Source organism: Pseudoroseomonas cervicalis ATCC 49957, assembly GCF_000164635.1.
In the GTDB taxonomy this organism is placed as follows: Bacteria; Pseudomonadota; Alphaproteobacteria; order Acetobacterales; family Acetobacteraceae; genus Pseudoroseomonas; species Pseudoroseomonas cervicalis.
This window is the reverse complement of record NZ_GG770778.1, coordinates 876,597-889,330: the sequence shown is the minus strand read 5'-3', so window position 1 is coordinate 889,330 and position 12,734 is coordinate 876,597. Positions and strand designations below refer to the sequence as shown.

The following is a 12,734-nucleotide window of genomic DNA, read 5'->3' as shown; positions in this document are numbered from 1 at the left end:
AGCGCGGCGGCGCCGCGCCGAACCAGGGGGGCTGACGCCGTTGTTCTCCGCCATCTTCGTCGACCGGCCCAGGCTCGCCATCGTCATCGCCATCGTGATGACGATCGCCGGCGCGCTGTCGCTGACGCGCATCCCGGTCTCCCAGTTCCCCGACATCGTGCCGCCGCAGGTGCAGGTCAGCGCGACCTATCCGGGCGCCTCGGCCGAGGTGGTCGAGGCCGCCGTGGCGCAGCCGCTCGAGGCCCAGATCGTGGGCGTCGACCAGTCCATCTACATGAAGAGCAACAGCGGCTCGGATGGCAGCTACTCGCTGGTGGTGAGCTTCGAGCTGGGCACCAACCCGGACATCAACACCGTCAACGTCAACAACCGCGTGCAGGCGGCGATGGCGCTGATGCCCTCCGAGGTGCAGGCCCAGGGCATCCGGGTGGAGAAGCGCTCCTCCTCGATCCTGCAGGTGCTGTTCGTCTATGCCGACGACCCGGCGCGCGGCTATGACCCGCTCTACCTGACCAACTACGCCACGCTGAACATCCTGGACGAGCTGGCGCGCACCCGCGGCGTCGGCTCGGCCACGCTGTTCAGCCAGCAGAACTACGCGATGCGGATCTGGTTCGACACGCAGCGCCTGGTCAGCCTCGGCCTGACCCCGGCCGATGTCGCGGCCGCCATCCGCGCGCAGAACGTGCAGGCGGCGACCGGGCGGCTCGGCGCCGAGCCGGTGCCCTCCGACCAGCGCACCCAGCTGAACGTGCAGACCCAAGGGCGCCTCTCCAGCCCCGACCAGTTCGGCAACATCGTGCTGCGCGCCAATGCGGACGGCTCGGTGCTGCGGGTGCGCGACGTGGCGCGGGTCGAGATCGGCGCCCGCAACCAGGATTCGCGCACCCGGCTGAACGGCCAGGACGGCGTCGGCATCGGCATCTACCTCTCGCCCGGCGCCAACGCCGTGCAGACCGCCGCGGCCATCGAGGCGACGCTGAACCGGGTGCGCGCGCGCATGCCGGAAGGCATGACGGTGCGCCCGGTCTTCGACACCACCATCTTCGTCAACGACACCATCCACGAGGTCATCAAGACCCTGATCGAGGCCTTCGTGCTGGTGGCCGTGGTGGTGTTCCTGTTCCTGGGCAACATCCGCGCCACCTTCATCCCGATCGTGGCGGTGCCGGTCAGCCTGGTCACCACCTTCGCGGTGCTGCTGATCATGGGCTACTCGGCCAACACGGTGTCGCTGCTGGCCATGGTGCTGGCGATCGGCATCGTCGTCGACGACGCCATCGTGGTGGTGGAGAACGTCGAACGCGTGATGGAGGAGGAGCCGGAGCTCACCCCCGCCCAGGCCACCAAGAAGGCCATGGCGCAGATCACCGGCCCGATCGTCGCCATCACCCTGGTGCTGCTCTCGGTCTTCGTGCCGATCGGCTTCATCCCCGGCCTGTCGGGCGAGCTGTTCCGCCAGTTCGCGGTGACCATCAGCACCGCCATGGTGATCTCGGCGATCAACGCGCTGACCCTCTCGCCCGCGCTCTGCGCCGTGTTCCTGCGGCATGGCGGGCCGAAGCGGGGCATCATGGGCTGGGTGATGCGGCGCATCGACAATGTGCGCGACGGCTACGCCGCCGTGGTGCGCCGGCTGCTGCGGCTGGCCATCGTCTCGGTGCTGCTGGTCGGCGCCTTCGGCTTCGGCGCCTTCACCCTGGCCACCCGCATCCCCTCGGGCTTCCTGCCCTCCGAGGACCAGGGCGCCTTCATCATCGCCTTCCAGCTGCCGGACGGCGCCTCGGTCTCGCGCACCAGCGAGGTGGTGGGGCAGATGGAGGCCCAGCTGAAGCAGATGCCGCAGGTGCGCGACGCCATCGCCATCATCGGCTTCTCGCTGCTCGATGGCGGCGCCGCCTCCAACGCCGCCACCATGTTCGTGCAGCTCAAGCCCTTCTCCGAGCGCACCGGGCCGGGCGACAACGTCAACGCGCTGATCGGCCGGATCTTCATGCAGAGCCAGCAGATCCGCGAGGCGCAGATCATCCCGATCAACCTGCCGCCGATCATCGGCCTGTCCACCGGCGGCGGCTTCGAATACCAGCTGGAGAGCCTGGAGGGCGCCGACCCGGCCGCCATGGCGGGGGTGCTGGGCGGGCTGCTGGGCGCGGCCAACCAGGACCCGGCGCTGACCCAGGTGTTCTCGACCTACAGCGCCCGCGCGCCGTCGATCTATCTCGACATCGACCGCGACAAGGCGCAGGCGCTCGGCCTGTCGATGACCGATGTGTTCTCGGCGCTGCAGGCCACGCTCGGCTCCAGCTTCATCAACAACTTCAACCTCTATGGCCGCACCTGGCAGGTGCTGATCCAGGGCGAGTCGGAGGACCGGCGCGACACCTCGGCGCTGTGGAAGATCGAGATCCGCAACAGCCGCGGCGCCATGGTGCCGCTGCGCTCCATCGCCTCGGAGCGCACCGTGGTCGGGCCGCAATTCATCACCCGCTACAACAACTACCGCTCGATCACGGTCAGCGGCTCGCCCCGCCCGGGCGTCTCCTCGGGTGCCGCGATGGAGGCGATGGCGCAGCTGTCCCGCAACACCCTGCCCGCCGGCTACACCTTCGAGTGGACCGGCACCTCCTTCCAGGAGCAGCGCGCCTCGGGCCAGACCGGCACCATCCTGGCACTGGCCGTGCTGTTCGCCTTCCTGTTCCTGGTCGCCCTGTATGAGAGCTGGGTGATCCCGATCCCGGTGCTGCTCTCGGTCACCGTGGGCGTGCTCGGCGCCATCGGGGCGATGTTCCTGGCCGGCATGTCGCTCGACCTCTACGCGCAGATCGGCCTGATCGTGCTGATCGCGCTGGCGGCGAAGAACGGCATCCTGATCGTCGAATTCGCCAAGGAGCAGCGCGAGGCCGGCCGCAGCATCGTCGATGCCGCCGCCGAGGGCGCCAAGCTGCGCTTCCGCGCGGTGATGATGACCTCGATCGCCTTCATCCTCGGCCTGGTGCCGCTGGTCTGGGCGAGCGGCGCCTCCATGCTGGCGCGGCGCGCCGTGGCCACCCCGGTCTTCGCCGGGATGATCGCGGCCTCCACCATCGGCATCTTCATGATCCCGATGCTGTATGTGGTGTTCCAGAAGATGCGCGAGGCGACGCATCGCCGCTTCGGCCGCGGCCAGCACGCGCATGACGGGGCGCCCGGCGCGCCGCGGGGCCCGGCGCATCACTGAACAGGACGGCGCCGGGCCGCCCGCAGGGCAACCCCGGCGCCGCCCGCCTGTTGACTGCCGGAGGGGGGTGGCGCCGCGCGGTGCCACCCCCTTTCCGTTGCCGAGGAGCATCGCCATGCCCATTGATACCCCGCACCGAATCGTCATCGTCGGCGGCGGCGCCGGCGGCATCCATCTGGCGACCCGGCTGGGGCCGCGCCTCGGCACCCGCCATGGCCGCGAGCGCCCGTCCGGCGGCCATCATGAGATCCTGCTGGTGGACCGCGACACGGCGCATATCTGGAAGCCCCGGCTGCACGAGGTGGCGGCCGGCACGCTGGACACCGGGCAGGAGCAGGTCAGCTTCATCGTCCAGGCCAGCCGGCACGGCTTCCGCTATGTGCCGGGGGAGATGCTCGGGCTGGACCGGGAGAAGCGGCTGCTGCGGCTCGGCGCGCTGCGCGGCGCGGATGGGGGGGAGATCCTGCCGCCGCGCGACCTCGCCTATGACACGCTGGTGCTGGCGCTGGGCAGCCGGGCGAATGATTTCGGCATCCCCGGCGTGCGCGAGCATTGCCGCTTCATCGACAGCCGCGGCCAGGCGGAGGAGTTCAACACCGCGCTGCGCAGCGCCGTGATCCGCCACCTGGCCGGGCCGGAGGAGGCGACGCTCGACATCGCCATTGTCGGCGGGGGCGCCACCGGCGTCGAGCTGGCGGCCGAGATCAACACCGCGCTCGACCTCGCCGCCGGCTATGGCTTCGCGGGGCTGCGGCAGCGGCTGCGGCTGACCCTGGTGGAGACGGCGCCGCGCCTCCTGGGCGCGCTGCCGGAGCGGGTGGCCGAGGCCTCGCGCCAGGAGCTGGAGCGCCAGGGCGTGCGCGTGCTGACCGGCGCGCAGGTCGTCGAGGTGACGGAGGATGCGCTGCTGCTGAAGGATGGCCGCCGCATTCCGGCGGTGCTGAAGGTCTGGGCCGCGGGGGTGCGGGGCCCCGCGGTGCTGGACGGCCTCGCCGGGCTGGAGGGCGCGCGCACCGGCCAGCTGGTGGTGCGCCCCAATCTGCAGGCGACGCGGGACGAGGCCATCTTCGTGATCGGCGATTCCGCCTGGCTGGTGCCGGCGGGGGAGGAGCGGCCGCTCGGCGCCACCGCCCAGGTGGCGCAGCAGCAGGCGCGCCACCTGGCCCGGTATCTCCCCGATCATCTGGCGGGCAAGGCGCCGGTGCCCCCCTTCCGCTACAAGCATGGCGGGGCGCTGGTGGCGCTTGGCCATTACAACGCCTTCGGCAGCCTGGGCCGGCGCGGGCTGCTGGGTGGCGGCGCCTTCATCCAGGGCCGTTTCGCGCAGTGGAGCTATGCCTCGCTGTATCGCCGCCACCAGCTGGCGCTGCACGGCCTGTCGCGCGCGCTGCTGTTCTGGCTGGCCGATGCGCTGCGCCGGGCGAGTTCGCCACGGGTGAAGATGGACTGACGCGACGGAAGGCGGGGTCTGGGGTGGCCCTGCCACCCCAGCGCTTGCTTGCTCGCTCGCTTTCCCGGCGGCTCATCCGGCCGTCGCGCCGGTTTCCAGCGCGAATCCCTCATCGATCCAGCCCGTGATGCCGCCCAGCATCAGCTTCACCGGCCGGCCGAGCTGCGCCAGGCGCAGCGCGCCGCGATCGGCGCCGTTGCAGTGCGGCCCGGCGCAGTAGACGACGAAGAGCGTGCCCTCCGGCCATTCCGCCATACGCTGCTGGGTGATCGTCGCATGCGGCAGGTTGCGCGCGCCGGGCACATGGCCGCGGGTGAAGGCGCCGGCGCCGCGCACATCCAGCAGCACGAAGCCCGGCTCGGGCAGGGCCAGGGCAGCGGCGACGTCGGCGCAATCGGTCTCCAGCGCCAGGCGGCGGGCGAAATGCGCGGCCGCCTCGGCGGCGGGGGCGGCGGGGGTGGCGGTGACGGGGTTCATGCGGTGCCCTCCTGTGGACATCCCGATCCTGCCGCGCCGGAACGCAGTCTGGTGAGTGGCAGGAAGGTCACCTACAGTCAGGATCATGCCAGAGATGCCCACAAACCGGCTGGTCGTGGTGCTGGCCTATGATGGGCTCTGCACCTTCGAATTCGGCTGCGCGCTGGAGGTCTTCGCCCTGCCCCGTCCGGAATTCGGCGCGGAGTGGTATCGCTGCGCGGTCGCCAGCCTGGAGCCCGGCCCGCTGCGCGCCCAGGGCGGCATCCGCATCCTGGCCGAGGGCGGCGCCGAATTGCTGGCCGAGGCCGGCACCATCATCATCCCCGGCTGGCGCGGGGTGGAGGCGCCGGTGCCGGAGGCGCTGTGCGTCGCGCTGCGCCAGGCGCATGCGGGTGGCGCGCGCCTCCTCTCGCTCTGCTCCGGCGCCTTCGTGCTGGCCGCCGCCGGGCTGTTGCAGGGCCGCCGCGCCACCACCCATTGGCGCTACTTCCCGGCGCTTGCCGCGCGGCATCCGGAGCTGACCCTGGTGCCGGACGTGCTCTATGTCGACGAAGGGAATGTGCTGACGGCGGCCGGCAGCGCCGCCGGGCTGGATCTCTGCCTGCATCTGGTGCGGCGCGATTTCGGCGCCGCGCGCGCCAATGCCGTGGCCCGGCGGCTGGTCATCCCGCCGCAGCGCCAGGGCGGCCAAGCGCAGTTCGTCGAGCGCCCAATGCCGCCCGCGCGCGGCCATGGCAGCCGGCTGGCGCCGCTGCTGGATTCGGTGCGCGGCGCGCTGGCCGAGGATTGGGACATCGCCCGCATGGCGCGGCAGGCGGCGCTCAGCCCGCGCGGGCTACACCGGCATTTCCGCCAGGCGCTGGGGGTGAGCCCGGGCGCCTGGCTGCTGGCCGAGCGGGTCGCCCGCGCGCGCGAGCTGCTGGAGGCCGGCAGCAGCGTCGCCGAGGCGGCGGAGGCCTGCGGCTTCGGCAGCGCGCTCGGCTTCCGCCAGCATTTCAAGGCGGCCTTGGGGGTGACGCCCGGCGCCTATCGGGGGCGCTTCGGCCTCAGCCGGTGAACACCACCGTCTTGTTGCCGTTCAGGATGATGCGGTCCTCAAGGAAAAAAGAAATGGCGCGGGCCAGCACCCGGCGCTCGATGTCGCGGCCCTTGCGCACCAGATCCTCGGCGGTGTCGGCATGGCTGATGCGCTCGACATCCTGCTCGATGATCGGCCCCTCATCCAGATCGGCGGTGACGAAATGCGCCGTGGCGCCGATCAGCTTGACGCCGCGCGCATGCGCCTGGTGGTAGGGGCGCGCGCCCTTGAAGCCGGGCAGGAAGGAATGGTGGATGTTGATGCAGCGCCCCGGCAGCTTGGCCGAGAGCCCGTCCGACAGCACCTGCATGTAGCGCGCCAGCACCATCAGGTCGGAGCGGCTCTCCTGGAACAGGCGCCAGATCTCCGCCTCCTGCTCCATCTTGGTCGCCTTGGTCACCGGCAGATGGTGGAAGGGCACGCCGGTGAAGTCGAGATGGGCGTAGGTCTCCAGCGGATGGTTGGAGACGATGCCGGTCAGCTCCATCGGCAGCTCGCCGATGCGCCAGCGATACAGCAGGTCGGCCAGGCAATGGTCGAACTTGCTGACCAGCAGCATGACGCGGCGCTTCGCCGCGCGGTCGCGCAGCGTCCAGTCCATGCCGAAGCGGGTGGCGACGGTCAGCAGCGCCGCCTCCAGCGCCGCGCGCTCCACCGCCGCCGGCACGTCGAACACCACGCGCATGAAGAAGCGGCCGGTGCCGGTGTCGTCGAATTGCTGCGCCTCGCGGATGTTGCCGCCGGCCTCGAACAGCGCGGAGGCCACGGCGGCGACGATGCCGGGGCGGTTGACGCAGTTCAGCGTCAGCACGAACACCGTGTTGGCGCGCGCCAGGGCCTGGCCGGGACCGCCCTGGCCACCACCCTCGCCCGGCTGGGCCAGCGGGAGGGAGGCAGGAAGGGCAGGCAGCTTGTCGGTCATGGCGTCGCTCTGTTCCGGATAGCGGAAGCGAGGGGTTAGGCGCTGCGGCCCGCCCTGCCAATGGGCAATTGCACGTCTTCCGCGCATGGCGGCGCCGCCGGTTCCGCGCCATAAGACGCGGGTGACGCAGAACCCCCTCCCCCTCGATGCGGTCGCCGTGCTCGGCGCCGGCCCGGCCGGGCTGATGGCGGCCGAGACCCTGGCGGCCGCCGGGCAGCGCGTGGTGGTGTTCGACCGCATGCCCTCGGTGGCCCGCAAATTCCTCATGGCCGGGCGCGGCGGGCTGAACCTGACGCATTCCGAGCCCCTGCCCGGCTTCCTCGCCCGCTATGGCGCCGCCGCCCCGGCGCTGGAGGCGGCGATCCACGCCTTCCCGCCCGCCGCGCTGATGCGCTGGGCCGAGGATCTCGGCCAGCCGCTCTTCACCGGCAGCTCCGGCCGGGTGTTCCCGCGCGCCATGAAGGCCTCTCCCCTGCTGCGCGCCTGGCTGGCGCGGCTGGCGGGGCTTGGGGTGGAGATCCGCACCCGGCATGACTGGCTGGGCTTCGGGCCGAAGGATGCGTTGCGCTTCGCCACGCCGCAGGGCGAGGTCGCGCTGCGCCCGCGCGCCACGCTGCTGGCGCTGGGCGGCGCCTCCTGGCCGCGGCTGGGGGCCGATGGCGGCTGGGTGGCGGCGCTGCCGGATGTGCCCGTCGCGCCCTGGCGCCCCGCCAACATGGGCTTCCACATCGCCTGGTCCGCGGTGCTGCGCGAGCGCTTCGCCGGCACGCCGCTGAAGCGCATCGCCCTGCACTTCGATGGCAGCACCGTGCGCGGCGAGGCGGTACTGACGCGCGACGGCATCGAGGGCGGTGCGGTCTACGCCCTCTCCGCGCCGCTGCGCCAGGCGCTGGAGCAGCGCGGCGAGGCCATCCCGACCCTCGACCTGCGCCCCGACCTCGACGCGGCCGAGGTGGCGCGCCGTCTGGCGGCGCCGCGCCGGGGCCAGTCGCTCTCCGCCTTCCTGCGCAAATCGCTGGGCCTGCCGCCGGTCTCCGTCGCCCTGGTGCAGGAGGCGCTGCATGGCGGCGCGCAACAGGCCGAGCTGCCCCGCCTGGTCAAGGCGCTGCCGCTGCGGCTCACCGCGCCGCAGGGGCTGGAGCGCGCCATCTCCTCGGCCGGCGGGCTCTCCCTGGCGGCGCTGGATGCGGGGCTGATGCTGCGCGACCGCCCCGGGATCTTCGCCGCCGGCGAGATGCTGGACTGGGAGGCGCCGACCGGCGGCTACCTGCTGCAGGCCTGCTTCGCCACCGGCCGCGCCGCGGCGCTCGGCCTGCTGGGCTGGCTGCGGGAAGGGCGCTGACGGCGGCGCGCTTCTTGCTACGCTGCCAGGTGCCATGAGCAGCACCGCACCCAGCCTGACCCTGCGCCCCGCCGCCGAGGCGGACCTCCCCGCCATCGCCGCCATCTATGGCCATCACGTGGCGCATGGCCGCGCCTCCTTCGAGACGGCGCCGCCCGATCTCGACGAGATGCGCCGCCGCCACGCGGCGATCACCGGAGCCGGCATGCCCTATCTGGTGGCGGAAGCCGAGGGCGAGGTGCTGGGCTATGCCTATGCCAGCGCCTACCGGCCGCGCGCCGCCTATGGCAACACGGTCGAGAACTCGATCTATGTGCGGGCGGATGCGGTCGGGCGCGGCCTCGGCCGCCAGCTGCTGGCCGCGCTGATCAGCGCCTGCGAGGCCCTGGGCTTCCGCCAGATGATCGCCGTCATCGGCGACAGCAACAACATGGCTTCCATCCGGCTGCACGAGGCGGCAGGCTTCACCCCGGTCGGCACGCTGCGTTCGGTCGGGCGCAAGCATGGCGAATGGCTGGATGTGGTGCTGCTGCAGCGCGCCCTGGGCGAGGGCGACAGCACCCCCCCGGCCCGCGAACCCGCCTGAAGCGGGAGCAGCAAGGGAGGTCCGCATGCACCGCAGCCTGGCCGGTGGCGAGCGCCATGTCTTCGCCGATCTGGCGACGCTGCTGGCCCGCGCCTCCCCCCGCCGCTCGGGCGACGAACTGGCCGGGCTGGCGGCGGAAAGCGACGCGCAGCGCATCGCCGCCCGCATGGCGCTGGCCGAGCTGCCGCTCACCGCCTTCCTCGACGATGCGCTGATCCCCTATGCGCGGGATGAGGTGACGCGGCTGATCCTGGACAGCCACGACGCCGCCGCCTTCGCCCCGCTGCGCGGCAAGACCGTGGGCGATTTCCGCGACTGGCTGCTGGACCACGCGACCGACAGCGCCGCGCTGGCCGCCGTGGCGCCGGGGGTGACGCCGGAAATGGCCGCCGCCGTCTCCAAGCTGATGCGCAACCAGGATCTGGTGGCAGTCTCGGGAAAGTGCCGCGTCGTCACCGGCTTCCGCACCACCATCGGCCTGCCCGGCCGGCTGGCCACCCGCCTGCAGCCCAACCACCCGAGCGACGACCCGCGCGGCATCGCCGCCGCCACCTTCGACGGGTTGCTGCTGGGCAGCGGCGATGCGGTGATCGGCATCAACCCCGCCACCGACAATCTGCCCAACTGCATCGCCCTGACCGAGATGCTGGAGGCGCTGCGCCTGCGCCACGCCATCCCGATGCAGAGCTGCGTGCTGACCCATGTCACCAACAGCCTCGCCATGATCGAGCGCGGCGCGCCGGTGGACCTGGTGTTCCAGTCCATCGCCGGGACCGAGGCCGCCAATGCCGGCTTCGGCGTGACGCTCTCCCTGCTGCGGGAGGCGCAGGCGGCGGCGCAGTCGCTGCAGCGCGGCACGGTCGGCGACAACGTGATGTATTTCGAGACCGGCCAGGGCGCCGCCCTCTCGGCGGACGCCCATCACGGCCTGGACCAGCAGACGGTCGAGGCCCGCGCCTATGGCGTCGCCCGCGCCTTCCGCCCGCTGCTGGTGAACACCGTGGTGGGCTTCATCGGCCCCGAATACCTCTATGACGGCAAGCAGATCCTGCGCGCGGGGCTGGAGGACCATTTCTGCGGCAAGCTGCTCGGCCTGCCGATGGGGGTCGATGTCTGCTACACCAACCATGCCGAGGCCGACCAGGACGACATGGACACGCTGATGACGCTGCTGGGCGTCGCCGGGGTGAATTTCCTGATCGCGGTGCCCGGCGCGGATGACGTCATGCTCAACTACCAGAGCCTGTCCTTCCACGACGTGCTGGCGCTGCGCGGCATGCTGGGGCTGGGCATGGCGCCGGAATTCGAGGCCTGGCTGGACGCGATGGAGCTGCGCGACGCCGCAGGGCGCATCCGGGAGATGGCGCCGAAGGCAGCCCAAGCGTTGCTGGGATAAGAAAAAGCGTTCTTTTTTGAAAAAAAGAACCAAAAAACTTTTTCATTTGGCGTCCCGCGAATGGCCCGAGGCGGGACGCCAAACCGAAAGAAGTCTTTTTGCTTCTTTTTCTTCAGAAAAAGAAGATTCTATAATGAAATCATAATTTCAAGACCCCACAGCCAGATCCATCCTGTTCTCCAGGATCAGCACGAAGGGCGGCTTGTCCGGCGGCGGCGGCAGGGCGCGCCCCTGCGCATCGGCGGGGAAGCGCCGCAGCACCGCGGCATCGCGCACATTGCCGCCGATCGCCTGCACCAGCCCGCCGCCCCCCGCCACCACGATGTCGCAATGCATGGGCCGGAACTGGCCGCTTTCCGACAGCCGCTCCTGCCAGTGCAGCATGGGCAGATTGGCGCGGTCGGCGCAGATGAGGTCGCCCGGGCGCGGCGCATACTCGGCCGGGTCACGCGGCAGGAAGGCCGCCCGCGCCGGGTCGCCCTGCGCCTGCCACAGCAGCGCGTCGATATAGAAGGCGTGCGAGGCCGAGGGCGGGAAGACATAGGACGGCACCCCCGCCTGCCCCATGACATAGGAGATGAAGGCCGCCGACCAGGCCGGCCAGGCCCAGAGCGAGATGGAGGGCAGCCCCGGCGGCGGCTCGCCCGGCAGGGTGCTGTCGGCTAGCCCGGCCATCAGCGCGGCATGGGTCTGGGTGTGGCGGCGGATCACCGGCTCGCCCTCGCCGGGCACGGCGGCCCAATAGGCGATGATGCGGTCGAACAGGCGTGGATCGGGCTCGCGCGGCAGGGTTTCGGGCCAGCCCTCGAGGGTGATCTGGCCCCAGGCGCGCCACTCGGCCAGCGCGGCCTGGGCCATCCGGGCCCGCCAGGGGGACAGCGCGCCGAGGCTTTCGGCGCTGGGCGGCGGCGGGGCGGAGGCGCAGCCGGCGACCAGCAGCAGCCCCGCCAGACAACCGGCCAGCCAGTGCCGGCGGCGCCGCGTCCCACCCCGAACCATCCCGCCACGCTGCGCCATGCGCCCTCGCCCTCCGCTGCTGCTGCGGTGCAACGCGGCAGGGCGGCGGGCGTCACCGCGCCCGGCGTTTTTTACCGGCGGTGGTCAGACGGCGAGGCGGTTCAGGCTGGGATTCTGCCCCGGGCCGGAGGGCGGAGTGGCCGGCGGAGCGGGCCGCGCGGCGCCCGGCGGATCCTCGGGCAGCTTGGGCTCGCGCAGCAGCGCCACCGGCGGCTCCGCCGCCTCCGGCGGCCGGTTGCGGCGCTGCACCCAGTAGCGGACGATCTTGTAGAGCAGCACGCACACCACCAGGATGCCGATGCCGGCCAGGGCATGGATGGTGTTCTCCTCGCCCAGCCAGGCGACGGCGAACCAGCCGGCGGCGACGAAGGACGAGGCCCACAGCCCCGCCGCGATGAAGTTGAGGATGGCGAAGCGCGTGTGCTTCATCCCGGAGATGCCGCAGGCGGCCGAGGCCACGTTGCGCACGCCATAGACGAAGCGGAAGGTCAGCACGAACAGCGTGCCGTAGCGTTGCAGGAAGCCCATGGCGGTGCCGAGGCGCTTTTCCGCGCCAGGGATGCGGCGCAGCGCCTTCACCCCGTAGCGCTGGCCCAGCGTGAACCAGAGCTGATCGCCCAGGAAGGAGCCGATCCAGACCGAGACCATCAGCAGCCACGGGTCGATCAACCCGGTGGCCTGCCCGGCGGCGGCGGCCAGGATGACAAAGGTCTCACCTTCAAAGAACGCCCAGGCCGCGGCGGCCAGGTAAGCCAGCATACCCCAATCCGACCAGAACTCGGCCACCCTTTTCCCTCCCGGCTGAGCCACGGGACGATGCGGGAAAACCCGCCCGCCTGGAAATCACGATTTCACAGCTTCGTGACTGTTTTCAAGAAAACTGGCGCGGCGGGGCACGAATCCAGCCTGGGCCTTGCCATTGCTTGCACTGTTCTACGCCAGCGGCGGCGCGGGCCGGCGCCACCCCGGTCGGGCAGCTTGCCGCCCGCCGCGGCTGTAGTCCCCGGCCCGGCCCCGGTCAAACGCCGCGCGGCCAGGCTGGCGCCCGGCGCGGCGGCCTGTACCCGGCGCCTCAGGCGGCATCGCGGTGGCCGGGGCTCGGCAGCGGCAGTTCCAGCTCGCAATCCAGCCCCTCCTCCCGCCAGTCGCGCCGCACCACCCCGCCCAGCTGCCGGCCGATCGTCGCCTCCAGCATGCGGGAGCCGAAGCCGCTGTGGCGCGGCGCGCCAGAGAGCGGCGGCCCGCCCCG

General features: G+C 71.7%; 10 protein-coding genes. 6 read left to right on the top strand and 4 right to left on the bottom strand.

Annotation, left to right across the window (positions count from 1 at the left end; all coding sequences use genetic code 11):
- Positions 1-40 precede the first annotated feature (40 nt).
- A complete protein-coding gene (locus HMPREF0731_RS11025; protein WP_007004201.1) occupies positions 41-3,217 on the top strand; it encodes an efflux RND transporter permease subunit in 3,177 nt (1,058 codons plus the stop codon).
- A gap of 115 nt (positions 3,218-3,332) precedes the next feature.
- On the top strand, positions 3,333-4,667 hold the full coding sequence (locus tag HMPREF0731_RS11020; protein ID WP_245538303.1) for an NAD(P)/FAD-dependent oxidoreductase: 1,335 nt from the start codon (positions 3,333-3,335) through the stop codon (positions 4,665-4,667).
- Between the two features lie 72 nt (positions 4,668-4,739).
- On the opposite strand, the gene HMPREF0731_RS11015 is transcribed toward HMPREF0731_RS11020, so the two are convergent.
- Positions 4,740-5,144, bottom strand: a complete 405-nt coding sequence (locus HMPREF0731_RS11015; RefSeq protein WP_040612680.1) for a rhodanese-like domain-containing protein — start codon at positions 5,142-5,144, stop codon at positions 4,740-4,742.
- Between the two features lie 94 nt (positions 5,145-5,238).
- On the opposite strand from HMPREF0731_RS11015, the gene ftrA reads away from it, so the two are divergent.
- The gene (ftrA, locus tag HMPREF0731_RS11010; RefSeq protein ID WP_157136046.1) at positions 5,239-6,201 is read left to right on the top strand and encodes a transcriptional regulator FtrA; all 963 of its coding nucleotides are present in this window, start codon (positions 5,239-5,241) and stop codon (positions 6,199-6,201) included.
- Here the strand turns inward: ftrA and purU are convergent.
- Positions 6,191-7,144 (bottom strand): formyltetrahydrofolate deformylase, encoded by a 954-nt coding sequence (purU, locus tag HMPREF0731_RS11005; RefSeq protein ID WP_007004197.1) that lies wholly within the window; start codon positions 7,142-7,144, stop codon positions 6,191-6,193. The genes ftrA and purU overlap by 11 nt on opposite strands.
- A gap of 85 nt (positions 7,145-7,229) precedes the next feature.
- Here purU and HMPREF0731_RS11000 point away from each other — a divergent pair, with 85 nt between their 5' ends.
- From HMPREF0731_RS11000 to HMPREF0731_RS10990, 3 genes are read left to right on the top strand one after another with little or no spacing between them, the layout of a single operon-like run.
- The gene (locus HMPREF0731_RS11000) at positions 7,230-8,486 is read left to right on the top strand and encodes a TIGR03862 family flavoprotein (RefSeq protein ID WP_007004196.1); all 1,257 of its coding nucleotides are present in this window, start codon (positions 7,230-7,232) and stop codon (positions 8,484-8,486) included.
- Positions 8,487-8,520: 34 nt separating this feature from the next.
- On the top strand, positions 8,521-9,072 hold the full coding sequence (locus HMPREF0731_RS10995; protein ID WP_007004195.1) for a GNAT family N-acetyltransferase: 552 nt from the start codon (positions 8,521-8,523) through the stop codon (positions 9,070-9,072).
- A 25-nt stretch (positions 9,073-9,097) separates the two neighbouring features.
- A complete protein-coding gene (locus tag HMPREF0731_RS10990) occupies positions 9,098-10,468 on the top strand; it encodes an ethanolamine ammonia-lyase subunit EutB (RefSeq protein ID WP_007004194.1) in 1,371 nt (456 codons plus the stop codon).
- Positions 10,469-10,615: 147 nt separating this feature from the next.
- Here HMPREF0731_RS10990 and HMPREF0731_RS26155 read toward each other — a convergent pair whose 3' ends face one another.
- Positions 10,616-11,485, bottom strand: a complete 870-nt coding sequence (locus HMPREF0731_RS26155; RefSeq protein WP_007004192.1) for a DUF2272 domain-containing protein — start codon at positions 11,483-11,485, stop codon at positions 10,616-10,618.
- Positions 11,486-11,569: 84 nt separating this feature from the next.
- Complete coding sequence (locus HMPREF0731_RS10980; protein WP_245538302.1) at positions 11,570-12,244, bottom strand: DedA family protein; 675 nt, start codon at positions 12,242-12,244, stop codon at positions 11,570-11,572.
- Positions 12,245-12,734: the final 490 nt, after the last annotated feature.